Annotated in this window: 27 protein-coding genes; 12 read left to right on the top strand and 15 right to left on the bottom strand. The window is 40.4% G+C overall.

Annotation, left to right across the window (positions count from 1 at the left end; translation table 11 throughout):
• Nucleotide 1 precedes the first annotated feature (1 nt).
• Nucleotides 2-844 (bottom strand): universal stress protein, encoded by an 843-nt coding sequence (locus K1720_RS06480; protein ID WP_251950591.1) that lies wholly within the window; start codon nucleotides 842-844, stop codon nucleotides 2-4.
• 94 nt (nucleotides 845-938) lie between these two features.
• Here K1720_RS06480 and gcvT point away from each other — a divergent pair, with 94 nt between their 5' ends.
• Complete coding sequence (gene gcvT, locus K1720_RS06475; protein WP_251947810.1) at nucleotides 939-2,132, top strand: glycine cleavage system aminomethyltransferase GcvT; 1,194 nt, start codon at nucleotides 939-941, stop codon at nucleotides 2,130-2,132.
• A 3-nt stretch (nucleotides 2,133-2,135) separates the two neighbouring features.
• On the opposite strand, the gene K1720_RS06470 is transcribed toward gcvT, so the two are convergent.
• On the bottom strand, nucleotides 2,136-2,711 hold the full coding sequence (locus tag K1720_RS06470) for a cyclase family protein (RefSeq protein WP_251947808.1): 576 nt from the start codon (nucleotides 2,709-2,711) through the stop codon (nucleotides 2,136-2,138).
• 85 nt (nucleotides 2,712-2,796) lie between these two features.
• Here K1720_RS06470 and K1720_RS06465 point away from each other — a divergent pair, with 85 nt between their 5' ends.
• Complete coding sequence (locus K1720_RS06465) at nucleotides 2,797-4,062, top strand: adenosylhomocysteinase (RefSeq protein ID WP_251947806.1); 1,266 nt, start codon at nucleotides 2,797-2,799, stop codon at nucleotides 4,060-4,062.
• 42 nt (nucleotides 4,063-4,104) lie between these two features.
• On the opposite strand, the gene K1720_RS06460 is transcribed toward K1720_RS06465, so the two are convergent.
• Genes K1720_RS06460 through K1720_RS06445 form a run of 4 tightly spaced genes read right to left on the bottom strand, consistent with a single transcriptional unit; the run spans nucleotide 4,105 to nucleotide 8,928 of the window.
• Nucleotides 4,105-5,421, bottom strand: a complete 1,317-nt coding sequence (locus tag K1720_RS06460; protein ID WP_251947804.1) for a hypothetical protein — start codon at nucleotides 5,419-5,421, stop codon at nucleotides 4,105-4,107.
• A 13-nt stretch (nucleotides 5,422-5,434) separates the two neighbouring features.
• Nucleotides 5,435-6,568: a hypothetical protein gene (locus K1720_RS06455; protein WP_251947801.1), complete on the bottom strand. Its 1,134-nt coding sequence runs from the start codon at nucleotides 6,566-6,568 to the stop codon at nucleotides 5,435-5,437.
• 6 nt (nucleotides 6,569-6,574) lie between these two features.
• The gene (locus tag K1720_RS06450) at nucleotides 6,575-7,510 is read right to left on the bottom strand and encodes a hypothetical protein (RefSeq protein ID WP_251947800.1); all 936 of its coding nucleotides are present in this window, start codon (nucleotides 7,508-7,510) and stop codon (nucleotides 6,575-6,577) included.
• A complete protein-coding gene (locus K1720_RS06445; protein ID WP_251947798.1) occupies nucleotides 7,507-8,928 on the bottom strand; it encodes a hypothetical protein in 1,422 nt (473 codons plus the stop codon). The genes K1720_RS06450 and K1720_RS06445 overlap by 4 nt, the downstream gene beginning before the upstream one ends.
• Before the next feature lie 226 nt (nucleotides 8,929-9,154).
• Between K1720_RS06445 and K1720_RS06440 the strand changes: the two genes are divergently transcribed.
• The 5 genes from K1720_RS06440 (at nucleotide 9,155) to K1720_RS06420 (ending at nucleotide 13,260) form a co-directional block, all read left to right on the top strand.
• Nucleotides 9,155-9,907, top strand: a complete 753-nt coding sequence (locus K1720_RS06440; protein ID WP_251947795.1) for a nucleotidyltransferase domain-containing protein — start codon at nucleotides 9,155-9,157, stop codon at nucleotides 9,905-9,907.
• 2 nt (nucleotides 9,908-9,909) lie between these two features.
• Entirely contained in the window at nucleotides 9,910-10,542 is a 633-nt protein-coding gene (tsaA, locus tag K1720_RS06435) for a tRNA (N6-threonylcarbamoyladenosine(37)-N6)-methyltransferase TrmO (protein WP_251947784.1), read from the top strand.
• Between the two features lie 143 nt (nucleotides 10,543-10,685).
• Nucleotides 10,686-11,483 carry an alpha/beta hydrolase gene (locus tag K1720_RS06430; protein WP_251950588.1) on the top strand — a complete coding sequence of 266 codons (798 nt, stop codon included), beginning with the start codon at nucleotides 10,686-10,688 and terminating at the stop codon, nucleotides 11,481-11,483.
• Between the two features lie 56 nt (nucleotides 11,484-11,539).
• Nucleotides 11,540-12,469 (top strand): ubiquitin family protein, encoded by a 930-nt coding sequence (locus K1720_RS06425; protein WP_251947782.1) that lies wholly within the window; start codon nucleotides 11,540-11,542, stop codon nucleotides 12,467-12,469.
• Nucleotides 12,469-13,260, top strand: a complete 792-nt coding sequence (locus tag K1720_RS06420) for a DUF5700 domain-containing putative Zn-dependent protease (RefSeq protein ID WP_251947780.1) — start codon at nucleotides 12,469-12,471, stop codon at nucleotides 13,258-13,260. The genes K1720_RS06425 and K1720_RS06420 overlap by 1 nt, the downstream gene beginning before the upstream one ends.
• Here the strand turns inward: K1720_RS06420 and K1720_RS06415 are convergent.
• The 4 genes from K1720_RS06415 to K1720_RS06400 all read right to left on the bottom strand — a co-directional run bounded on the left by K1720_RS06415 (nucleotide 13,257) and on the right by K1720_RS06400 (nucleotide 18,308).
• Entirely contained in the window at nucleotides 13,257-14,276 is a 1,020-nt protein-coding gene (locus tag K1720_RS06415) for an adenylosuccinate synthetase (RefSeq protein WP_251947778.1), read from the bottom strand. The genes K1720_RS06420 and K1720_RS06415 overlap by 4 nt on opposite strands.
• An 88-nt stretch (nucleotides 14,277-14,364) precedes the next feature.
• Entirely contained in the window at nucleotides 14,365-16,050 is a 1,686-nt protein-coding gene (locus tag K1720_RS06410; protein WP_251947776.1) for a M1 family metallopeptidase, read from the bottom strand.
• Nucleotides 16,051-16,274: 224 nt separating this feature from the next.
• Nucleotides 16,275-17,972: a DUF4932 domain-containing protein gene (locus tag K1720_RS06405; protein WP_251947774.1), complete on the bottom strand. Its 1,698-nt coding sequence runs from the start codon at nucleotides 17,970-17,972 to the stop codon at nucleotides 16,275-16,277.
• Nucleotides 17,973-18,026: 54 nt separating this feature from the next.
• Nucleotides 18,027-18,308, bottom strand: a complete 282-nt coding sequence (locus K1720_RS06400; protein WP_251947772.1) for a hypothetical protein — start codon at nucleotides 18,306-18,308, stop codon at nucleotides 18,027-18,029.
• Nucleotides 18,309-18,453: 145 nt separating this feature from the next.
• On the opposite strand from K1720_RS06400, the gene K1720_RS06395 reads away from it, so the two are divergent.
• The 5 genes from K1720_RS06395 to K1720_RS06375 are packed head-to-tail and all read left to right on the top strand — an operon-like array spanning nucleotide 18,454 to nucleotide 22,759.
• Nucleotides 18,454-19,377 carry an SDR family oxidoreductase gene (locus K1720_RS06395; RefSeq protein ID WP_251947771.1) on the top strand — a complete coding sequence of 308 codons (924 nt, stop codon included), beginning with the start codon at nucleotides 18,454-18,456 and terminating at the stop codon, nucleotides 19,375-19,377.
• Nucleotides 19,377-20,150 (top strand): hypothetical protein, encoded by a 774-nt coding sequence (locus tag K1720_RS06390; RefSeq protein ID WP_251947769.1) that lies wholly within the window; start codon nucleotides 19,377-19,379, stop codon nucleotides 20,148-20,150. Before K1720_RS06395 ends, K1720_RS06390 begins: the two co-directional genes overlap by 1 nt.
• An 8-nt stretch (nucleotides 20,151-20,158) precedes the next feature.
• Nucleotides 20,159-20,935, top strand: a complete 777-nt coding sequence (locus K1720_RS06385; protein ID WP_251947767.1) for a hypothetical protein — start codon at nucleotides 20,159-20,161, stop codon at nucleotides 20,933-20,935.
• 53 nt (nucleotides 20,936-20,988) lie between these two features.
• Nucleotides 20,989-21,597, top strand: a complete 609-nt coding sequence (locus tag K1720_RS06380) for an IS607 family transposase (protein WP_251947765.1) — start codon at nucleotides 20,989-20,991, stop codon at nucleotides 21,595-21,597.
• Complete coding sequence (locus tag K1720_RS06375) at nucleotides 21,578-22,759, top strand: RNA-guided endonuclease InsQ/TnpB family protein (RefSeq protein ID WP_251947763.1); 1,182 nt, start codon at nucleotides 21,578-21,580, stop codon at nucleotides 22,757-22,759. Before K1720_RS06380 ends, K1720_RS06375 begins: the two co-directional genes overlap by 20 nt.
• Before the next feature lie 178 nt (nucleotides 22,760-22,937).
• Here the strand turns inward: K1720_RS06375 and pfdA are convergent, their stop codons facing one another.
• The 5 genes from pfdA to K1720_RS06350 all read right to left on the bottom strand — a co-directional run bounded on the left by pfdA (nucleotide 22,938) and on the right by K1720_RS06350 (nucleotide 24,837).
• On the bottom strand, nucleotides 22,938-23,381 hold the full coding sequence (pfdA, locus tag K1720_RS06370; protein WP_251950586.1) for a prefoldin subunit alpha: 444 nt from the start codon (nucleotides 23,379-23,381) through the stop codon (nucleotides 22,938-22,940).
• Nucleotides 23,382-23,444: 63 nt separating this feature from the next.
• Nucleotides 23,445-23,681 (bottom strand): 50S ribosomal protein L18Ae, encoded by a 237-nt coding sequence (rpl18a, locus tag K1720_RS06365; RefSeq protein WP_251947761.1) that lies wholly within the window; start codon nucleotides 23,679-23,681, stop codon nucleotides 23,445-23,447.
• 6 nt (nucleotides 23,682-23,687) lie between these two features.
• Entirely contained in the window at nucleotides 23,688-24,374 is a 687-nt protein-coding gene (locus tag K1720_RS06360; RefSeq protein WP_251947760.1) for a translation initiation factor IF-6, read from the bottom strand.
• Between the two features lie 40 nt (nucleotides 24,375-24,414).
• Complete coding sequence (locus K1720_RS06355) at nucleotides 24,415-24,675, bottom strand: 50S ribosomal protein L31e (RefSeq protein WP_055282829.1); 261 nt, start codon at nucleotides 24,673-24,675, stop codon at nucleotides 24,415-24,417.
• 6 nt (nucleotides 24,676-24,681) lie between these two features.
• Nucleotides 24,682-24,837 carry a 50S ribosomal protein L39e gene (locus K1720_RS06350; protein ID WP_055282831.1) on the bottom strand — a complete coding sequence of 52 codons (156 nt, stop codon included), beginning with the start codon at nucleotides 24,835-24,837 and terminating at the stop codon, nucleotides 24,682-24,684.
• Between the last annotated feature and the right edge of the window lie 23 nt (nucleotides 24,838-24,860).

The following is a 24,860-nucleotide window of genomic DNA, read 5'->3' as shown; positions in this document are numbered from 1 at the left end:
GTTATTCACATGGCACTAGGAGTACTGGGAGTTTTGAATCCCTCACGACTCGTTCTGCTGTACTTCCAAGCAAAAGGTCTTTTATAACACTCCTACCTTTCTTACCTACAACTATAAGTGAAGAATCTTTTGCTAGAGCTGTTCCAAGAATTGAGTGAGATGCAATTCCTGTTAAGACTTCTGTCTTACTTGAAACCTTGAAAAATTTTGCAAATTCTCTTAGCTTAACTTTAGCAGTTTCAATATTCTTTTCTAACTCTTCATGCTTTCCATAATCAACCACATGAATTAGGGTGACCTCTTCAATGAGCTCCTCAAACTTCTTTACAGCATTTATAACCTTTTCAGAGCACTTAGAAAAGTCCACAGCAATAAGAGGTCTCTTAAAAATTTCTTTACAGTTTGACAGGCACTTAATCTCTTCTTTCTCTTCATCCCACTCATATTTCACGACTAGTACTGGTTTCTTTGTGGCCCTGACAAGATTCGAAGCAGTACTTCCTAAAAACATCTGCCTGAGAATATTCTCACCCTTAGATGGCATAACAACAAGATCCACGTTGTTTTCCTGTGCAATCTCAGCGATTTCAAGAGAAGGTATGCCAATCTTCACTATTGGATTTACCTTGATGCCCTTGGTTCTGATTTCTTCAGCAATTCGATTAAGCTCTCCTTCGTCTATTTTCATGAGTTCTATTGCCTCTATATCTGTAGCAGTTATATCAACTATGTGGACTAAATATAGTTCCTTAGCCCCTACCTCAAAGAGCTGAGGAATACAATTCTTAAGGGCATGCCTCGAGACCTCGGAGAAGTCAGTTGGAAACAACACTTTTTCAAACATGTGACCACCAAATATATATTCGTCTTTCATGTATTTAGGTCTTTAGGAAAGAAAACATTATATTTGGGAGAGAATATTCTATGGTGGTGATACTATGAAGAGGGTACACATCTTTGACTGGCATAAGGAGCATGCAAAGAAGGTGGAGGAATTCGCAGGCTGGGAAATGCCCATTTGGTACTCAAGCATAAAAGAAGAACACTTAACCGTTAGAAATGGTGTTGGGATCTTTGACGTATCTCACATGGGTGAGATATTCTTTAGAGGAAAAGACGCCCTCAAGTTCCTCCAGTATGTCACAACAAACGATATCTCAAGACCACCAGCAATAAGTGGTACCTACAGCCTTGTTCTTAATGAAAGAGGGGCCGTTAAAGACGAGACCCTCGTGTTTAATATGGGGAACGATACATATATGATGGTATGTGACAGCGATGCTTTTGAGAAACTCTATTCATGGTTTGTGAGCATAAAAAGGGCAATTGAACAGTATACCGAGCTCGATCTCGAAATCGAAAACAAAACTTATGACTATGTGATGTTTTCAATTCAAGGGCCGAAAGCGAAAGACGTTGCCATGGAGCTATTCGGAATTGATATTAATCAGCTATGGTGGTTCCAAGCCAAAGAAGTCGAGCTCGATGGTATAGAAATGATTCTCTCAAGAAGTGGTTACACTGGGGAGAACGGTTTTGAGGTTTACTTCGAAGATGTAAATCCATATCATCCGGATGAAAGCAAGCGTGGAAAGCCAGAGAAAGCCCTCTACGTGTGGGAAAAGATCCTTGAAGTTGGGCAAAAATACGGCATAAAACCAGCTGGCTTGGGTGCAAGAGATACTTTGAGACTTGAAGCTGGATATACTCTTTACGGCAATGAGACAAAGGAGCTCCAGCTTTTAAGCACTGACATAGATGAGGTTACTCCATTACAGGCCAACCTTGAGTTTGCAATCTTCTGGGACAAGGAATTTATTGGCAAAGAGGCCCTGCTAAGGCAAAAAGAGATAGGACTACCCTCAAAGATGGTGCACTTTAAGATGGTGGATAAAGGAATTCCAAGAGCAGGCTATAAAGTGTATGCAGAAGGCAAAGAGATCGGAGAAGTTACAAGTGGAACAATGTCTCCATTATTGAGCATTGGAATAGGCATAGCCTTTGTCGAGCCAGAGTACGCCAAGCCTGGCGTGGAAATCGAAGTCGAAGTAAGAGGACAAAAGAAGAAGGCCTTAACAGTTGCCCCGCCCTTCTATGATCCCAAGAAATATGGAGCATTTAGGGAGGAGTGACTCCTACTTTTCTTTTATTATTGCCACAGCTCTAACCGGGCTTCCAGAACCACCTTTGATTTTTAGTGGCATGCCTATAAAGGTGAATCTCTTCCCAATAAGCATTTCCAAGTTTGTAATGTTCTCAAAAATCAGGATCTCATTTAAAAGCAGAATTCTATGTGATTTAAAATCTCCATCTATACTTTCTCTGTCAATCCCAACACCCTTTATCCCAAGATTAACCAAGTGCCTCGCCCCTTCCTCACTTAGATAAACATCTGGTCCATTCGTATAGAACAGTACTATTTCGGCTTTTTCTGTTATATCCTCAGGCAATATATCCCTATCGAGTTTTGAAACGTCGATAACTGCGCCCTCTCCAATAAATTTATCTAGTGGTATCTCGTCTATCGTTTTACCTCCTTTGATGAAATGTGCAGGAGCATCAACATGAGTTCCGATATGTTCTCCCATAAAAAGTGTGTTCATATAGTAGCCGTCTTTTTCAATAGTATTCCACGCTTTTATCTCCACCTTCGGATCTCCGGGATAAACAAGGATATTCTCACTAAGCTCCATACTTAGATCAATTATCATTATCCACACCATCCTCATTGATCTTCAGTTTTGCCATAATAATCATCTTTTTAACCCTTTAACCTTATCCCAAAACGGTGATGACATGGAGTGTGGTAAAGATTACTGTGTGAAAAATATTAAACTAGCCCCGGAAGGAGAGAAGAAGATTGATTGGGTATCGAGGTTTATGCCTGTTCTCCAGCACATAAGAAAAGAATTTGAACAAAAGAAACCCTTTAAAGGGGTCAAGATTGCCACAACTCTTCACCTTGAAATGAAGACTGCATTTTTGCTCCTGACCCTAAAAGCAGCCGGTGCTGAAGTGTCTGCGGCAGCCAGCAACCCTCTGAGTACTCAAGATGATGTTGTAGCGGCTTTAGCTAAAAATGGAGTGAAAGTTTACGCCATAAGAGGGGAAAGCAGAGAGGAATACTATGAGTTCATGCACAAAGCTCTCGATATTGAGCCAAACATTATCATAGATGACGGTGCCGACATGGTGAGTACAGTCCTCAGAGAAAGACAGGAACTTATAGAAAACCTATGGGGTGCAAGTGAAGAGACCACAACAGGTGTGATAAGACTTAGGGCAATGGAGAAGGATGGAGTGCTTAGATTCCCAATCATAGCCGTTAACGACTCCTACACCAAATACCTCTTTGACAACCGCTATGGAACTGGTCAATCAACATGGGACGGCATACTTAGAAGTACGAACCTTCTTATAGCCGGTAAAAACGTCGTCGTAGTTGGCTACGGCTGGTGCGGAAGAGGAATAGCCATGAGAGCTAAAGGCCTTGGGGCCACGGTAATTGTTGTTGAAACTGACCCAATTAGGGCCTTAGAGGCAAGGATGGATGGATTTTTAGTCATGTCAATGAGAGAAGCCGCTAAAGTGGGAGACATATTCGTAACCTCAACCGGAAACATAAACTGTATCAGGAGAGAGCACTTCGAGGTCATGAAAGACGGAGTGATAATGGCAAACGCTGGACACTTCGATGTTGAGATAAGCAAACCTGACCTAGAGGCTTTAGCTGTGGAGATAAACAATCCAAGGCCCAACATCACAGAATACAAGCTCAAAGATGGAAGAAGGTTATACCTCCTTGCGGAAGGTAGACTCGTTAATTTAGCAGCTGCTGATGGACACCCGGCTGAAATCATGGATATGAGTTTCGCTTTGCAAGCTATGGCGGCTAAATACATCAGGGACAACCACGAAAAGCTCGAACCTAAAGTTTACGTCCTTCCAAGAGAGATAGATGAGATGGTAGCTAAGATTAAGCTTAAAGCCATGGGCATTGAGATTGAAAAGTTAACAGAAGAGCAAAAGAAATATTTGGAGAGCTGGGAGCACGGGACTTAGAGACTCTTATTTCTTTATTTTTTAATAAGAACCAATAATGATTCACCTTGACCTCCACAAATACAGGAAAAGTGCTACTATTACCAAAGCCACTCCTCCAAAGTATAACCCAAGAGGACTTACTTTTGCATTCAACGTGGACTCTTGAGGAGATATCTGTGAATCCTCATCATCCGTGGAATTGAGAGTAGAGGGTCGTGGCTTTGAGCAATTTTGATTGTAGTACAAAAACTCTCCTTGAACTATTAATGGAACAAGATTAATGGAAGCGTTTTCTACAGTAATTGAAGAATTCTGGAACTTAAATTTTGTTGGAAGGAGTTTAGGAGATATTGCTGAAAAGGTAACTTGGGCCTCTGTTCCAATGGCGTCAGAACCGTTTATCGGAAATGCAAGAAGCACATTCTTAGCTGATATAGCTAGAGAATCGGTTAATGCAACGCCATTACTTGAAAAGCTTTTTGTCCATAAGAGACTTCCATTTTCATCGAGGAGTAGGGTTATAAAATTACCACCAATAAGACACTTCCCCTCTGAATTACAATCTATGTCATTTATCTTAAGTGACCAGAAAATATTTGTGCTTATCCCTTCTGGGAGGCCTCTTGGTAGAATTTCACGTGCCCAAATGACATTGCCTTCTTTGTTTAGTTTTACAACAAAGTATTCCCCAATCCACGGAGCATGCTGAGAGCCAGAAACCCCCACTAATATTGCAGAGTTATTAGCTATATATACCTTCTCAGTCAATTCATCGTACCCTAAATCAAGGCTTTTCTGCCATATTATATTCCCCTCAAAGTCAAAATAGCCAATCCAGGCGTTATAATCATTGTTACCCTCTGAAGCAAAGGAGTACCCAACGACTAGAATCTCATTTTCACTTGTTGCAACACCAGAGAATCTTAAGAAGCCTTGATCTGGTTCAACAACCACTTTAACCCATTTAATTTGACCTTCTGGAGTTAGACTTGCTAGAACATTTTCAAAAACAAATATTATGTCTCCATTAGGTGCCACAGCAACATCTGTTACATTTAATTTTTTCATCCATAGGGGCTCTCCATTCTGGCCAAACTTTGCAATAAAATTCTTTCCAGCCACTATCAATTCTTCCTTCGGAGTGAGAACGACTTTATGGGCCTCAAGATCCCTGTGCGCTGTTGTCATCGCTTGTAATGGCTTTCCCTGAAGATCAGTACTCAAAAGAGCACTCCCTACTGCAAAAACTCTGTCCTCAGAGGTTACAAGCACATCTTCAAAGGTTTCTCCGTAGTCGGCTATCCAGCAACTTGCAATTGAGCTCTTTGGAAAGAGGAATAATAAGAGAAAAATCAAAATAATAAGCAACCGTTTCATAATCCGATCCTCCTCATTCCTCAGTTTTTACTATTTTGTAAGCGTTTGGATCCCCCTCTATGTAAATAGTATTATTCTCAAGCTTCATATGCCACGGCGTAGCGGAAATTTTCCTGCAACCTATAAGCTTGAGATCACTTGTGAAAACACAAAGCCTCAAATCACTCCTACCAACCCAATCCGACAAATAATGCGCCAATGCAACAAATCTCCCATTCACATCAACTTTTAAATCAGCCCCTAGAATGTAGTGGTCAACTTTTTCTGCTTGAACTTGTTTAAACTTGTACTCTCTACTTTTTAAATCGTAAACACTAACATAAACGTAAGTTTTCTGTTCAGAACTGACTGGGCGGTATGAGGCATAGTAAACCCTCCCATCAAAGATCTTCAAATTCGAAATAGCTTTTCCCATAAGCTCTAAGTAAAAGAGAACCTCTCCACTGGAAAGATTCACCCCATAGATAGTGGGAGGAATATTGTACGGATCCACATTGGTAGGCCTGTTCGAAAAAATTAAGACCCCACCCTCATAGTATTCAAAAAACGGTATGCCCCCCTCAACAATCCTCTCCCACCGCACACTTAAGTTATAATCCAAAAACAACACCCTCGATCTAACAAGCCCATCAGGATAATACGAAATAATGAAAATACCCTCTGGAAAACAAGCATACTTCCCATCAACACCCCTCAAAGTGAAATTGACAATTTCACGTCCTTTGTGGATTGTGAACGTTACATTATTCAAACTCGTATGTGTTTCCCAGAACCATTCAAAAACTTCAACCTTTACAGGACAAGTAAAACTAGCCTTCTCATCTTCTTCAAAAGTTATATTTTTTGGTGCTGGAACTGTAACAATTTTGTACTTAGTTTTTGTTTCATTTGGAATCACGTTGTTAGTTTCAGAGGGATACACGTTTGTTGTATTGTCCAGTAAACTTGGCAAAATTTCAGAGGTATTCGTTTTGTTTAGATTCCTTAGATCCGTGTTGTTTATGTCAAATAACTCATTGGTAAAAATTCCCAACACCATGAGTGCAAAAATAATACATAAGAATAATTTAAGTATCCTCACTCTAACCTCCTCCCGTACTCTGGCCATATTTCCATCTGATACAAACGATTCTTCTGCTCCACCCATTTATGCTTACTCATTGAAAAACCCTCTTTGAACTATGTGAAATTTTTTCGTTCTATTGTCTGTTCTTATGATTAAATATTCTCCTTCAAGTTTAAGTGCATTGATATCTTCACCAACATCAACACAACGCTTTCCACTTAATTCGGAAGTAAACACACAAACAGTAGACTCATAAGCAACTGCAATATATTTTTCATTAGCATACATAAAAACTCCTTTTGATAATTTCACCTTAATCCACTCTTTACAATTTCCAGATTTTGTGTAAAGAAACAATCCATCAGGAGTAGCTATATAAATCTTATCTTGAAAAATGGTTGCTCCTATGAGTGAATGAGAGTTTATATCACAAATCTTTCCTAATGATCCGGTGCTGAAATCAATGTAGTAAAGACAAAAGTGTGTAACTTCATTCGTATGTAGATGTCTACTTGCAGTGAAAAAGAAGGCATAATTCTTATCAGCATATGATGCAAGAAGAGTTAGAAGGGTGTAATCGAGATACTTCTCATAAATTCTTTTCCAGTACTTGACTTTAAGATCATATGAAAAAGCAGTTGCCTCTATTCCATCTGTGTCTCCACTATAAACAATGAATCCCTCCTTAAAGTAAAAATATCCTATCCACATCACGTCATCCGCTACGTGAGTACCAATAACGTTACCCTTAGAGTCCTTGAACTCAAAAAAGCTACAATAAGAATTTTCTCCACAGATTAGTGGATCTGATATAATATGAACACTGATCTCGACTGGAGGTGTAAACCACTTAGGAGTGTAATTAAAAACTTCATCATTAACATTCCATTCTCCACCTAAAGGATAATCAAAGGAAGTGTTCATAGATCCAGATACTTCAACAATATCTATCGACTCGGAAATTAGAAAGTACAAAAGAAGAAAGAGAACAGGAAATAAAAAGAACAAATAACGCTTCTTCATGAGTCCTCCCACCGGATTATAATCTCTTGATACGGCCTATTAATCCATGCGAAATTCTGGGAACTTGATGCATCTGGAGCAAAACACCCTCCACAGTGTCTGTTTGACCATTTACATGAGTTTCCAACGTCACCTCCTTTGCAACATTTTAAAACGTACTTATAAACGTAAAGTTCGAAATATTGATCAAACATCACTGTACTTGGATAAGGGGGCAATTTAGGTTTATAACTTCCAACCCAACATTCGTTTTTGCCATCCTTGGGATTTTTGTGACATTCAAACTGCCAAATTAAATTGCTTTCCTGGTATTCTCCATTATTTGGGTTATATGCTGAGCCACTATAGAATAGTTTTACCTGTATTGATCCAACATCCTTAAAGGCGTAAAATCCCTTGGAATTTGCTTTTTCTATTGCCCAATCCCAATATTTTTTCACATCTGTACTTGTGGATGGGAACTCATAAGTACAATACTCTCCCCAGAATTTATTAACATTTGGAGTACTTGAATTATAAAGTCCAACCCAAACTGTTGTGGGCGATGCATAACTGTAATAAACTGGAGTATATTCTGGCAGTGGTGGATATGACATCGTTGGAGGACAACTCCACGAAAGACATGAACTTCCCTCGTTTATTCCCCCGAAGTTGTATGCAAGTGGCTGTATTCCAGTTATAGTTTTAATCATTATTTGTTGTTTTCCGAGCTCTTTAAGCTTTTTGAGTGTTTGCAGTTTATCCCTCTCCTCCAAATAAGCGTAAATCTCATCCCAAATCCCCCTCCTCCTCTCAATAAGCTTTAACACATCCTCAATCGTAGCGTTACTACCTTTTACTTCCTTAATTGCCTCCCTAAGCTTCGTGTCAGTCTCAATGTATTCGTCGAATGTGAGCTCTACAGCCTGCCTGTAGTAGGCAATAAACCAGTCTAAGTTAACGTCCTTCCTAACAGGATGAACCTTCTCTATGTATTGCTTAACTAACTCGTCCTCCTTAGGAAGCTTATAATAAAGAACCTCAACCCCATAAGGAGTTTTACGAGTGTACTTCTTGATCAACTCCAAACTAACCTTTTGCCGCTTGTAAAATTCTTTTTCACTTTTTAAAAGTTGAATTTCATCTTCAAGCTTAACGATCTCTTCAAGAGTTTCAATGCTCTTAGTCCTGTTAAATTCGGCATAAAGCTTATGTAATTCCGCTTCTTTTTGATTAATTATCCTTGTTAAGTTCTCAATTTTCAAGTTCACTTCAACCAAAGCTCTCCCAACGTTAAAATCCTGGCAAGAACTACAAGCACCACAAGTTCCAGAACTACCTAGAACTCGAGAATCCTTGACTTCCTGAAACTGCCCAGCAAAACCAAAACCACTCAAAAACAACACTCCAACCATAAACAACACTACCCACCTTCGCATTCGCCCCCTCCCCCAAACAGGAACACTCACAAAATAATAAACACACAAAATATATAAACATTACTCTAAGACAACGTCAAAAAATAGTAACTAAAACCAAGTGCTATTAAAAATACTCTATAGAAATAAGCTACCATAAGGTAGAAAAGTCATCTCCAAACACTTCACTGAACTGGAACCACAAAGTTAATTTAGAGAATGACTCAAAAATCAAGAGGGAAGCAAAATGAACTGGCAACTCGCTTTAGAAAAGTTCCTTGAGGAATGGAAGGAAAAAGAGTTTGTTGAGGCTGCTCTGCTCACCGGAAGCTATGCAATAGGTATGGAAACTAACTATTCTGACGTCGATGTTTATATCATCCTCTCAGACAGTGTTGATTGGCGCGAACGGGGAAATAAAGTAATTGACGGAGTTTTAATTGAGTACTTTGTAAACCCAGTGAAGCAGATTAAGCATTACTTTAGAAAAGAATTTAAGGAAAATAGCAGGAGTACCGCAAGGATCGTTGCAATTAGCAGAGCTCTATTTGATAAAACTGGCATAACTGAAGAACTCAAAAGAGAGGCGCTGAAGTACATGGAAAAGCCCTTTGAGAAACCTGATGCAGTTTGGGTGGAGATTGCCAAATACTCTCTCTGGGACATGCTTGATAGCTTAAAGGATGCAAAGGAGAGAAATGACCCAAGTTTTAACCACCTTTATCACTTAACTCTTAACAACGCCCTCCATGTTTACTCAAAGTTCCTCTGCATCGAGGCGCCTCCAGCGAGTAAGGTCTATCGTTTATTTACCGATGAGAAGTTTAGGAAGGCATACATGTTTGAGTCTTTTCCAGATGAAAAGTTTGTTACACTGTTTTTGAATGCTATGCAAAAAGAAAAACTTGAAACCTTAGAAAAACTCGTCATATATGTATTCGAAAAGATGGGAGGATTTAACATAGACGGCTGGCGTTTAAAAACAAAAGCGGAGGTTTAGAGATGGAAAAATTCAAGCTAATTCCAATTGGCCGTGTTCATAAAGAGGGTGAAACGTTCCTCGAAATCTACCCCGAGTTCGCTGAGGCCCTTGAGGACCTAAACGAAGGTAATTGGATAAAGCTCATCCTGTGGTTCCATGAGAGTGACACACCCGAAAAAAGAAAAATCCTAAAAGTTCACCCATACAACAACCCAGAAAATCCCCTTAAGGGTGTTTTCGCCACGCGCTCCCCCGTTAGACCAAACCCCCTTGCAATTTATGCCCTCAAAATACATCGCATTGAAAGAAACAGGCTTTATATAGACTGGATTGACGCCAATGATGGCACACCGATAGTGGACATAAAGATACTTGTAGAGAGGTTTGATTGTCCTAGAGAAACACCAATCGAAGAACAAGAGCTTGATATCCCCTCATCAAGGCAGATTGGTGAGATAAACTTAATTCCAAGGAAGAGTGAATCTCTCCATCCTAAAGAAATCAGCCCAGAGAAATACAATGCACTCGTTTTGGAACTTGGTTCTAAAACAACAATACTAACCGCCAAAGAGCTGGTAGAACTAATTAATGCATTAAAAGAAATTTATCATGGTCTACCACCAGAAATAAGGGACAAACTAAACTTAGAATAAGGTCATTATGCTCCTTGGAAGTCTCGATCCTTACTTTTTTCTCTCGAAAGCCTCGCCCTCACGACGGGGAGGAGGTCAGCACGGGAGGAAACACCTCCAGAGCATTTTTAAATTTTCATGCTTAATTCTTAACGGTGTCTTCCGTGATATACAAGGCAAAATTTGGGACTCCCAAGAAAGGATGGGTTGTTCTTGTACACGGTCTCGGAGAGCACAGCGGCCGATATGATAAGCTTATAAAAATGCTCAACAACACTGGCTTTGCAGTTTATACTTTTGATTGGCCTGGTCATGGTAAAAGTGGAGGAAAAAGAGGGCATGCAACCATAGAGCAGACGATGGAGATAATAGATAGTATTATTGAAGAGATTGGGGAAAAACCCTTCATTTTTGGTCACAGCCTTGGTGGATTAACGGTGATAAGATACGCCGAAACACGACCTAACCGTATTCAAGGTGTTGTGGCCTCCTCCCCTGCTTTAGCTAAAAGCCCCAAGACACCAAGCTTTATGGTATCTCTCGCTAAGGTCCTAGGAACTTTAATTCCTACCATAACTCTTAGCAATGGACTGGACCCAAAGTTCCTCTCAAGAAACAAAAAAGCGGTTAAGAAATATGTAGAGGATGAGTTAGTTCACGACAGAATCTCTGCTGCACTTGGAAAAAGTGTTTTCGAGAACATGAAAAAAGCGCATCAAGAGTCTGAAAAGATAAAAGTTCCTGTTTTACTCCTTATTGGAACTGCAGATATAATAACTCCTCCAGAAGGAGCAATAAAGTTTTTTGAACGACTCAAAGTTGAAGACAAAAGCATCAAAAAATTTAATGGTGCATATCATGAAATATTTGATGACCCAGAATGGGGAGAAGAATTTCACAACACAATAGTGAAATGGCTTCTTGATCATGTGAAGGGTCAAAAGGGGGATACATCCAAGTGAGCTCTGAAGAAACCCTATTAACTCCTAATGCAGGAACAATAGAGAAGATGATATAAATGAAAAAGTTGGTCCTAGAGTCCTACGAAATAAAATTTCTCGCAGGGTTATTCATAGCCTTCCTAATCCTCTTCCTCCTTATCATCTCCGTAATCTTATTTACACTTATAAGGAGTGGGGCTTCCCGAGAAGCCTTCCTTGGAGTGTTGGCATATCTGGTATTCGCAGTAATTGTGATGAGTATTCTAGCCTTTTGCCTGAAGAGAATAAGGGAAGGACCCAAAAAGGCCACTCTGCTAGCTAAGCAAACAATCTTCGAGGGGAATCGTTTAGTCTTTCCAATAGAACTTGAATTTGAGTACGGTAGAATGGAGCTTCTCAACTCTCCTGAAAGAATGGGTTCGAAAAAGGATTTCAAGGTTATAGAAAGAAAAAAGACTTCGATCTTTGAATTTCCAGACGAAGAGTTCAAATTCGTGGCTACTTACGAAAACGGATTTGCCAGCTTTCCAGCGATTAAAATACTAACCAGAACCTACGAAAGAACAGTACTCCTCTTCATGACCAATAAAGGGAAAGTAACTGTCAAAAAGCTCATCGCACCTTCAATTCTAAGGAGCAATATGGACGTTGAGATAAGAGGAGAAGAAAAAGAGTTAGTAGGAAGGCTTTATAAACTCCCAAACCAACGAGAGAAGGTTGAGATATTTTTAAGTGCCCCCGAGAGTCCTGAGACTAGTGTAAAGATAGTAGATTCCTCAGCGGAAGAGTTTAGGTACTCCATGCTTCCAAACGAAAGAGTTGTAATATTCAGCCCCTATGGAAGTTTGAGTGTAGAAAACCTGCTGAGAACTTTGAACTCCTCAAAAATCGTCCTTGGACATGGGGAATTCCTGTTGAGGTTAAAGTTACTAAAACCTAGAAGAAAAGAACTAGCTTCCTACAAATTCGAAGTCGAACTTAAAGAAGGAGAAAGGTGGGGAGTCTGATGCTGATCGATACCTTTCCCTGTTTCCTAAAGTACTGGGATGGGAGTAAAGATTCGTGGATTGAGTACATTAAAAACTACCCAGAACTCTTTGAGAAAATAAAGTGGGACTATGAGCGTTATAAGATGGATTGGCATGAATATCTAAAACTCCTCTCCAAAAGAAGTGCTGATGACCTGAAGCTTGCCCATGAGAATCTTTTAAAGATTCTTCCCGAAGTGGAAAAAGAAGTAAAGAAACTATTTGATGTTACGGATTATAATATCGTCATCTACGTCGGTCTTGAAAATGGAGCTGGATGGGTCACAGAATTTAAGGGAAAACCTTCAATCCTCTTCGGCCTTGAGGCCATTGCCGAGCTTGGATGGTACAAAAAGCTTAAGGGACTCGCCGCACATGAATTCGGCCACTTAATTCACTGGCTGTTAAGAAGAGAAAATGTAGAAAACCTTGAAGATGAACAAATAATGTGGCTTTACACAGAAGGATTTGCTCAGAGGATTGAAGACCTAATAAGCGGAAGACCGTGGCATCTCGAAGAAAAGGGTTGGTTTGAGTGGTGTGAAGAGAATGAGGAAGTTATCAAAAAGGAATTTTTAAGAAGAGTTGAAGAAAAAGAGCCTTTAAATCCATTCTTTGGTTCCTGGTACACCCTTTTTGGAAAACAATACTTAGGCTACTATCTTGGCTATAAATTCATCTGCCGGCTCGAACAAGAGTACTCACTAGAAGAGATTGTGAAAATGGAAAAAGAAGTAATTAAAAGAAAAATCCTGGAGTTTCTTCGCTAAATATTTTCCCTTAAGTCGATTATGTGTTCAAGCTCAGGACCTGTCTTTATCAGCCCAACAGGAACACCTACCTTCTCTTCTATTTCCGCTATGAAATCTTTTGCTCTCTTTGGAAGCTTGTCAAACTCTGTGACTCCAAATGCCTCTTTGTCGTATTTGTCGAGCATTGTGATTGCTAGCATTGTGGCACCATTTATTCTGGCTGAATAGCGTGCAAATTCAAAGTCAAACCACCCTACTCTTCTTCTCCTTCCCGTAACTGTGCCGTATTCAACAAGGCCCATGCGATTCGCCTCTTCTTCACTCATCTCTGTGGGAAATGGTCCAGCACCAACCCTCGTTGGAAAGCTCTTGAAAACCACTATTACATCGTCAACTCTCGTTGGCCCTATTCCAACATCACTGGCCATTGCAGAGGCCGAAGTATCTTTAGAAGTAACATAGGGATAGCTTCCGTAATAGAGACTTAATCCAAATCCCTGTGTCCCTTCAACCAAAACAAGCTTGCCTTCATCAAGGGCATCGTTGACCTCTTGAGCAACGTCTGTTAGATAAGGTTCAAGTTCTTTAAGGTCTTTTACCTGCCTAGCTTTCCTTAATGCTCTATCTGCATTTGCAGGCCCGCAGCCAGAACCAGTGGTTCCTATTTTCCCATGGAGATAACCATTACTCCGGTCAAGCTCTTTATGCCCTGGTTCAATTACAGTACAACGATAGTCAAGGCCTACCCTTCCCTCGACATTAAAGTCCTTTAAGTGTTCAAGTTCATGGAAGAAAACCTCAGGGTCAACTAAAACTCCAGCTCCAACTAGAAGTCTTGCAGTTTCATTCATAAAACCAGTAGGAAGTTGTCTTACCGCATATTTTTTCCCGTGTATAAAAACGCTGTGTCCAGCGTTTGTTCCTACTCCACCCCTTGCTATGACCTCTGGTTTATCGTGTATCGCGAGATAAGCGATTATTGAACCTTTCCCTTCATCTCCCCATTGACCACCAACAACTATGTAACTTGGCATGGCTCCTTACCCATAGTTAAGAGAATAACATCTTTAAAACAGTTTCGGAAAGGGCAAACGATAAAAATTGACAAGAAAATGTTGAATTTTATTCGACCACAATTTTAACACCGCTTATCTTATATTCCGTGTTTTTGTTTATTATCCAATCATGAGGATCGAAAATCACGGCTACTGGCTTTCCTTCACACTCAATGGTAACTTTTGCTTCCCCCCTCATCCAGATTCTCTTTACAGTACTCCCCTTATCTGTCTCCACTTTTACCTCAAGGGGCATTGTAAAGTTGCTTTTATCAACGATCTCAAAGCTCAAGATATACTTCTCATTATTCTGGATAATGCTGAGGTTCTTGACCTCGTAATCAGGTACCCCCGCTGAGTAGAACCATTCATCAAAAAACCAGTCTAAATCGTGGTTGCTTACATTTTCAAAGATCTCTTGAATTCTACTTAACCCACAGCTTATGTAGTGGCACTCATTTACAACCTGCCTTAATCCTTTGAAGAATGTCTCGTTGCCAAGAACGAACTGCAGAGAGCGAAATACAAAGCCCCCTTTGCGGTAGACTATAGGATACATTTCTCTTTGACTCAAAGAGGTTCTGTAGGCCCTGGCTAATGAGATGTTCTGCTTTATGCTGATATTTTCAGAGATTTCTAAAAAGTCAAAAGATACATCTTCAGGGCGAGTGAGCATATACGCCATAGCGGAAAATGTAGCAAGAGACTCGGACATTCTGCCTAAATCCACATACGTTCCGAACCATGAATGAGAGATCTCGTGAGACAATAGCCACACATCAAAACCTCCAGCAGAGACCACGACAAAGCTTCCTCCAATATTCAACCCAACATGGGGCTTAATAAGCCTCGAAATCACTATGTTAAGGGAGTCATAAGGGTAAGCACCGTACCATTGAGAAAATGTCTCTACTATGTCTTCAACCTGCACAAATGCTGTCTCACCTTCTTCTCTTTCGTTTGGTGGCACATAGAGCGTGACATTTACACTTTTTTCGTGAAGGCTGATAGTTCCTGTAAACCTATTAAACCTTCCGATTATAATGAGTGGAAAGGATTGACTTTCCTGCTCAAAGCGTAGGATTCTCTGATTGATAGAGACTTTTAAATTCACGAGTTTCCATGGGGCGTGTGAAGAAGAATCCACGACAAAAGCCCACCACTCCTTTGGCAACCGTAGAACAAGCGTGTTGTTTGTTTTTGTGCCTTTTAGTGTCACAGACGGAAAATATATTGATGCCAAGATTACCTCTTCCTTGTCTCCTGGGCCCTGATCGACCAACGCTCCAAAAAACCCCAATCCAGATGGCAGCGTATTCTTCCAGTTAAGCTCATAATCAAGCATTATCTCTGCTGTTTTCTCCCCTCTGGGCTCAAATGTCAAATAAATAGCATCTTTTCCTCGGGAAACCGAAGCATTTATCACATCTGCATTTTTCAACTTGAGGGCTCTGATTTTTAGGATAGGGTAGGGGTAGGAGATCACTATCTTTCCAGTACTTGCATTCCCTATGTTCTTTAATGTTAAGGTTTCATTTGCCCTTATTGTACCATTCTCAAGAAAAAGCATTTCAACAAAGGAACTGTATTCAAAAGCTGTGGAGCTTTCCAGGTAAGAATTGATAGTAAAATTTGATGGAGAGAGGGCTGAGACATCAACCATTATTTCATTACATCTCTTACTGCTTTTGTACCATACAAACAATGAAGCAACTAAAATTAAAAGAATAAGCACCAAAGCAACTCTTTTCATATCTCATCCTCCCTGAATGTGAACTACCCCGCCCTGAGAGCCGGGCTTCATGAGAGTTCATCTAGCATTCCGTTGCCGGTAGCCTCACTCTCACCGGCCGGTTCACACGACCACTACCGACTATCCTCCCAACGGAGGAATCACCAGCTACTTTTCAAATTGTTGAACCACTAATTACTACTAGCAGGAGTACTTAAACCTTTCGGTGCTCACTTTTAGAGTATTTACATCCCCTCCCTTTCAGAAGGAGTCTTCCCAAAAAGATAAAAGCCAACCTCCGTGTAATTACCGCTTTCAATGCCATAACTACGCGGGTAGGCTGTGAAATCTTTCGCTAATCTTCTGGTTGAGTATCTATCCACTCCAGCTATCACCGCTATTAGATTTTTCTCATTCCAAGGATTCTTTACGACCTCAACGACTCCCAAGGGATAACCGTAAATATCTCTGTCCTTCTTCCTAAGCTCTGTGTAAATTTCATTTTCAATTACAAAACCTACAAAGCTTTCAAAGCCAGTTATGTTTTTCTTTAAGATCCATGAGCCATTAAAGACAAATTTTATTGGGAGGTTTGTTAAGCTCTTCACTATTCCACTTGCCGCTGGGCCTCCAATGAGTATGAGGTTTTCCTTTAAATCGTCTTCATTTAGCTCTTTCTCGGCTTTCACGATAATTTCCGGCTTGCCATTGTAGAGTCTCCAGATGTCATCATTCTCTAAGAGATCCTTAAGGATGAAAGCAGTTTCTTTGTCATATTCCACTCCACTCGAATCTGGATTCTCAATCCCATAAACAATTATGATCTTTCCCTCTGAATACCCTCTATCGAAGAGTCTGAAAGGGCTGAGTGGAACTTTTTCTTCGAAGTATTCACTAACGTTTTCTGGAGTTGCCCAGAGTTTCATGCGTTCTATCAGCTTAGGTATGTACTCTTCAAAGGTTTCATTCACTCCCTTTGAAGTCTCAAAATTTCTAAATTCATTTACCAAGTCCTCAACTAAGTAAAATCCTATCGCATGATCCCTTAAGACAAAGTACTTTGGAAGGTCATAGACCACATTGGGCTTAAGATCTAGGAGAATGTAGTTTGTTAATGCCTCCACAAGATTCTCAGAGAGGTAGACATAGTTTGTATCAAAGTGCTTGTCATAAGTTGCATAAGCGAGCTCACTCCTAACCTCCTGAAGGTAATACTCAAGGTCTGAAAATTCGGCTAAATACTTTGAAACAAGAGGGTTGATAAATGTGTGAGAATACTCGTGAGTGGCCAAGAAAAGGTAAGAAATCGTGGAGTAGGATTCAGGCATAAACGCAACGTATCCAAAATAATACGCAACTTCACCAACCACTCTGCTCCCAGGGTGAATTCTCAAGGAATAGGAGAGAGCTATGTGAAAAGTTTTATACTGATACCCAAAGAATTCTTCAAACTCTTGAAAGATGTCCGAAGTAAGGGCTTTCTTAGCTGGTTTTAAGACCTCTTCATACTCTTCTTCATGTTTTTTATAAAATCCCATGAAATTACTCTCTTTAGCAAAACTCACTAAGGATCTATAAAAATCGCTCAGGAGAGGATCATTTTCACTCATCTTGCCAAGATAGGGTTTTGAAACAAGTGATGCTGCAAACGCATTTATCGAATAGTCTCTCATATAGTGAGGCAAATTTTTAGGAATGGTCTCTCTCATAAGATAAACAGCCGGATGTTCCTTATAGGGGGCGAAATAAGATAGAACTTCGTTAATGTAATCCTGAGGAGCGATTATAAATGGGTCCTCTCCATTAAATGCCAGGATATATACCACGGCAAAAAGCTCGAGGTTTGGATTTACCTCAATAACTATTTCAGGAGCCCCTGCAGAGGCTTGAGGGAAGGTAGAGACAATAAGAATGAAGAATAACACAAAGGATGCTCTCTTCATAGCCTCACCTTAATTTGTTGGAAGATAAAAATATAAAATTTTTCAAGGTTCAAGTTAATGTGGAGTACTTTTAACAATCTTATAAGCATTTGGATCGCCTTCTATGTAAACAGTGTCATCCTCAAGCTTCATATGCCATGACGTGGCAGAAATTTTCTTGCATTCTATGAGTTCAAGATCACTTGTGAAAACACAAAGCTTCAAGTCACTCTTACCAACCCAATCTGATAAATAATACACCAATGCCACGAATCTCTCATTCACATCAATCTTTAAATCAGCCCCAAGTATGAGGAAACTTTCACTATACCATATGTAAACGTAATATAAAAACATTTTACTCAAATAATAGTCTTATAAGACTCTTTATCAAGAAAGATTATAATTCCAGTAGTCATGATCAATGGCATATCTAAACCGTAAAGCTCGCATTTCCATAAATTATAAATTCCCCAAGAAGAATTTAGAGTGAGGGAAAGCCATGATAAAAAACAAATTAATTGTTGTCACGGGAGGAGCTGGCTTTATAGGTTCACACATCGCCGAGGAGCTCAGTAAAGATAATGATGTTATCGTTATTGACAATCTTTATGCTGGTAAAATCGAGAATGTTCCACCAAATGTAAAGTTCATTCAAGCTGATATTAGGGATTACAAAAGCATAGCAGAGCTGATTTCCCAAGCAGATTACGTCTTCCATGAAGCAGCTCTTGTGAGTGTAGTTGAAAGTGTAGAAAGACCACTCTTAACAGAAGAAATAAACGTTCTAGGCACATTAAATATTTTAAAAGCCTTGAGCGATGGGCATGGAAAACTAATCTTTGCTTCCTCGGCAGCTGTCTATGGAGATAATCAAAATTTGCCCCTCAAAGAGAGTGAAAAGCCTAAACCTCTCTCGCCCTATGGGATAACAAAAGTCTCCAGTGAATATTACTGCAAAGTCTTTTATGAGCTCTATGGAGTCCCAACCGTGAGCTTGAGGTACTTCAACGTCTTTGGAGAGAGACAAGGGTATAACCAGTATGCTGGGGTTATAAGCATCTTTATCAACAGAGCTCTTAAAGGAGATCCCCTCATTATCTACGGCGATGGAAAGCAAACAAGAGACTTCATCTATGTTAAGGACGTCGTTAAGGCCAATATACTGGCAGCTGAGAGCAGTAGAGCAAATGGAAGAGTATTCAATGTCGCAAAGGGGGAGAGAACAACCATTTTAGAGCTCGCCCTTAAGATCATTGAAACTACAGAGTCCTCAAGCTCAATACTCTTTGACAAGCCAAGGCCCGGCGATATAAAGCACAGTCAAGCCGATATAAGTGAAATTAGAAAGCTTGGTTTTGAACCAGAATATTCCCTCGAAGAAGGTCTCTTGAGGACCATAGAATGGTATCGGGGGAAAACCTAATGAGAAAAATAACCCTTGTTCCTGGTTCTAAACTCTCATTTTTAAAAAGAAAGACAAAGAGACTCGTACAGTCTTTCTCTCATGACATTACATTAGAAGACAACATTATCATCCTTCCTAAAGAAGAGAAAATTAAGAAAGGAACTTTCTTATGTTCCAGCAGTATATTAATTGGAAAACGCGTGGGTGGAAAACATTATGATGGCATATTATTTTCGGTTTCAAGAAAATTTAAAGAAGAGGAAAAAATAACAACAAACGAGTTGCCATTAGACCCAAAAGAATATCGAGTTGAAGTAGACGTTAGTGGTGCTGGAAGAGTTGAATTGCCTGGATTCAGACTTGATAATGGAATTTTGATTCTCTATATTTTTCCAAAATATGTGTTCCAATTTCCTCAAGCGAGTCTAATGCTCTCAACCTCTCAAGATCTCCTCCAAATCACCTTCAATCCGACCCAATTTGGCTTTAAAGGTAGAGTTTCACCAAATCTGGAAGATGCTGAGGAGGTGGAAGTGATACTCAAAGGGAATAACACGAGGGAATTGCTTTTCTGGGGAGATGAAGAGGGCGAATTTGACTATGAGTTTATCAGAGAGCCTATTCTGCTAGTCTCTCATGAAAGTTTAATCACCCCAAAAGAGCTTGCAAATGCTTTTGGAAAAGCCTCTTTAATAAGTGGACATGGAGAATTTGAAGTTGAAGCTAAGCTTAAATATCCTCTGAAAAAGGCCATGAGGGAAAATATAAAATTTAGTGTATTTTTAGGGTGAGAACTACAATGAGGATAATAATCCTAATGGGAAAAACTAAGACACTCTACTTTGTCCTGCTATCTGGAATACTTATTGCCACTCCTATAGGGATAATAGTACTCAAAAACCCTGCAATTCCCAGAATGTATCGAGCTGGAACACTTGGATTCATAGCTCTTTGGGCTGGCTTAATGAGTTTTGTCATTTATCGCTCAAGAAAATCCTTTGAAAAAGTGGAAAAGATTAAAGAAATCATTTCTATCAGCAAGAACGAAATAAGTTTTCTAAAACCCCTAAAAGTCGAAATTGGCTATTTCGACGCTTACGGTTACTGGAGCTCAAGTGGAAAGAGTAGGAACTACCATGCCTTTAAGAGTTTTATAACGGAGAGAGAAGACACCTTGAACTCACTAAAACTTGAAAATAAGTCTTTCCTCCTTGCTATAGCCCAGGATGGAGAGGGAGAAGTGTACCTTCCAGGGATTAGAATTTTGAACGATGAATATAAGGACGTGGTTATTCTCTATGCAAACCCATCCTACGAGGTAAGGTTTCCCTTTGAAAGCTTTTCAGTATCTGCCAAGGAAGATTTTGCAGAAGCCAGAATAGAGGCAAAAGACTACGGATTCAAAGTTTTTATCAGTGCGACTCTCTCAAAAGCTAGAAGAGTAAAAGTAGAGCTAGTCTCAAAGCGAAGAAGAGCCGTCAAAGAAATTCTCGGAGAAACCAAAGACGTTGGAACCTTCAAGAAGAATTTTATGAACGAAACCCTGATTATAGTGGGCTGTTTCATAAAGGGTTAAAAGCGTAAAGTTTAAATGTTTTTATTTCATAATTCATTTTGGTGGAGTAAGGTATGAGGCTTTATCGGACGGGCAAAGCCTCACAACTCTTAGGCATCAGCAAACCAACATTGATTAGGAAGATTAAATCCGGCGAGATTAAAGCTTACCGTATCGGGAAGGAATACCGTATCCCCGAAAGCGAAATCAAGAGACTTCTCGAAGGCAAAACCCTCGATAAAGTCGTCATTTACGCAAGAGTCTCAAGCCGAGACCAGAAAGAAGACTTAGAGAGACAAATTGAATACCTCAAGAATTACTGCTCTTCAAAGGGTTATCAGGTCCTTAAAATTCTTACTGACATCTCTTCCGGCCTAAATGAGAATAGAAGGGGATTAAAACAGCTTTTCAAACTCGTCAAGAGTGGGGAAGTTGGGAAAGTTGTCATAACTTACCGGGACAGGCTCACCCGCTTCGGCTTCAAATACCTCGAACAATACTTCAACTCACACGGCGTTGAGATTGAAGTAATCTTTGATGATGAAGAGAAAACACCAGAAAAAGAACTTGTTGAGGACTTATTAGCCATTGTAACATCCTTCGCTGGAAAACTTTACGGAATGCGTTCTCATAAGAAAAAACGCCTTGTTGAGGCGGTAAAGAATGCCCTCAGAGACGATTAAGCTGACGGCAAAATTCAAGCTCAAAGAAACACCCGAAGGATTAGATAGGATTTTCCAAACTTATCGGGAGATTGTGAACTTTCTCATCACTTATGCTTTCGAAAACAACGTTACCAGCTTTTACCGGCTGAAAAAGGAAACTTACAAGGGATTACGCAAAGAATACCACGAACTCCCAAGCCATTACCTTTACACGGCTTGCCAGATGGCGACAGCCATCTTCAAAAGCTTTAGGAAGCGGAAAAAGAAGGGAAAGGCCTATGGCAGGCCCATTTTTAAGAAGGAAGTCATAATGCTCGACGACCACCTGTTCAAACTCGATTTAGAGAAGGGAACCGTGAAACTCTCCACTCCGAGCGGAAGGATTCAATTAGAGTTTTATCCCGCCAAATACCACGAGAAGTTCAAGGATTGGAAGGTTGGGCAAGCGTGGTTGGTTAGAACGCCGAAGGGAATCTTTCTCAACGTTGTCTTCTCAAGGGAAGTCGAGGTTGAAGAGCCTAAAGCCTTCGCCGGCGCGGACTTGAATGAGAACAATGTAACCCTTGCCTTGCCAAACGGTGAATTCGTTCAAATCATCACTCACGAGAGGGAGATTAGGACTGGCTACTTCGTGAAGAGACGGAAAATACAGCAGAAAATCAGAGCTGGAAAGAGGAGGAGAGAACTCCTCGAAAAATACGGACAGAGGGAGAAGAACAGGCTTAAAGACCTTTACCATAAGCTCGCCAATAAAATCGTTGAGCTGGCGGAAAAATACGGTGGCCTCGCCTTGGAGGATTTAACGGAAATCAGGGACTCAATTAGATATTCCGCCGAGATGAATGGAAGACTTCACAGGTGGAGTTTTCGCAAACTCCAGTCAATTATCGAATACAAGGCTAAGCTGAGGGGAGTTAGGGTTGTTTTCGTGAATCCGGCTCATACTTCTTCCCTGTGCCCGATATGTGGGGGAAAATTAAGCCCGAATGGGCACAGGGTTTTGAAGTGTTCGAAGTGTGGTTTTGAGGCCGACCGTGATGTGGTTGGGAGTTGGAATATTCGCTTGAGGGCCCTGAAGATGTGGGGAGTCTCCGTTCCCCCCGAAAGCCCCACAATGAAGATGGGAGTGGGGAAGGTTAGCCGTAACGACGTTTACGAACTTTACACAAGTTACGGCTAACCAGAACGGCATTACAATCTTGTAACCCCTCTCGAAATTCTTAAAGCTGGAAAGTTTGGAAGGATAATAGCGGGGCATGGAAAGTTTTTCCTTAGACTTGCACTGGATATACCCTTCAAACCAGATGTGAAAAAAGAAGTTGAATTTGAAGTGTTTCCAGAGAAAGAAGAAAAAGGGATCACTTCTTGGGGACTTTAAACCCCATGGATTGCTCTTGTTGTAATTTTTGAGCCTTTTGGGCCAAGTTTTGGAGTTTACCCTCAAGCTGCTGAAGAGCTTCTTGGGTCTTCTTTATAGCCTCATCATATTCTTTAATTCTCCCATCCAAGTATGTGATTGCATCATCAATGCTCTTTTCGATTGCATAGCCAGAACCTACACTAACAATTGCATTGTTCTTGTCCTCTATTTTTCCTTTCAGAAATGAACCTGCACCTATTGGAACCAGGATCTCGGGATTTTCTTCTTCAACATTCTTTAGTCCTTCGAGTGTCTCTTTCACGGCTTGGAACTCATTCCTTCCAAGGGTTAGGAGTTCAAGGTTTTGGGCCAAAAGCTGTGCTTGTGCCTGTAAAAGCTGATATTCATAAGCTAACCTCTCAAGTTGTTCCCTATTCTCCATTTCCACCACCAGAGAGAATAACTAAAGAAGTTTTTAAGGATGTTGGTAAAAAAAGATAAAACGTCAAGCGAGTTCCAAACTGAGTCTTTTAACGATTGGGTTCTCAGCTTCCTCTGGTTTTATCTCTTCAATGCTCTCTATAAGGATCTTTGACCTTTTGACACGGTGCTTACTTCCAATTTCTGAGAAGACAAGTTCTTTAATATCCTCTGGCTTTAGGGCTCTGTATTCCTTGGTGAACTTGAATTTTCTCCCTTCTTTTTCAAAGATTCCCTTAACGCGGAATACCTTAACTTCCATTGCCCCTCACCCCAAAAATCCTAGTGCTTCTTCAATCTTAACTATTTCAGGACCAGTTGTAAGATGCCCAACGACAACACCAAAGGAATTTGCAATCATGCATGAGCCCACAAAGGGCACACCCATGTTGGCGGTTCCAACATAAAAATCAACTTTAAAGAGACCTTCGAGCCATTCAAGCTCTTCATCAGTAGCCTCCGGGTGGACTAATCCACCTTTGTTAGTGACGATTCCAACACTTCCAACAGCATGATAGTTCGCTATTATTCCTCTTTCCACTTCAACATCAAATATGTCTTCAAACTGTTTTGCTTCTTCCCTTGTGAACTTCGCACTAATTAGAGCAGCCTTGTCATTCACAAGGATCAAGTTTCCAAAGGCAGTCAACTTACTCAAGACTGGCTCCACACTAACATCGAAGCCGTTTTCTCGTAGGGTAGTTCTAATTTTCTCAAGCTCCGTATCCCAGATATAGTAAGGAACAACAATTGCCCTTGAGTTGGCAACAGCGAAGATGCCAACTATCCTGGATTTCATTATGCTAGTCTCTATGATGGGAACCTTTAAAACTTCCCTTAACACATCAAGCTTCTTTTCTTGAAGGCCCTCTCTGATCAGGACAAACTTATCACTAGCTAACCCAAAAACTCCAAGGTACGGTGAATTCTCAAAGTCTAGTCTCTCAATGTGCATCTTCACACCCTCGGCCTTCCCTCATTGGAAAATATAAGAATCAAGCAAGGTGGACCTCAGCCACCTTAACGCCTTCTCTTTCCTCAATCGTGACTTTAACACGGAGCTTGCTTGGTGGCTTTTCTATTCCGCGCTCCCAGATTTTCTCGTTAACATCTGTACCTATGATAACCTCATCTGCCTTTGTGTGCCTTGCTACAAACTCTCTAACGTAGCGAGCAGCCCTTGGTGCTCTCTTCCATCTTGGAACTATCTTTATGATCTTTCTAATTGGGACTACGTAAACTCTCTCCTCTGCCATCTCTCATCACTCCTTAAGCTTTGTTCTCCTCCAATATCTCCTCTTAGGGTGAGTTAGGACTTTTCTATTTGTCTTTACAATAACCCAAACAGGGACTCTCCTATTTTGCTTAGCTGCCTTTGCCAAACGAAGTTTTTTCGCTACAGGCTTGTTCCTTGCCATTCTTAATCCCTCCTTAATTTGTG

The organism is Thermococcus argininiproducens, from assembly GCF_023746595.1.
In the GTDB taxonomy this organism is placed as follows: Archaea; Methanobacteriota_B; Thermococci; order Thermococcales; family Thermococcaceae; genus Thermococcus_A; species Thermococcus_A argininiproducens.
Note: the sequence above shows the minus strand (reverse complement) of the source record. Positions and strands in the feature narration are given on the sequence as shown.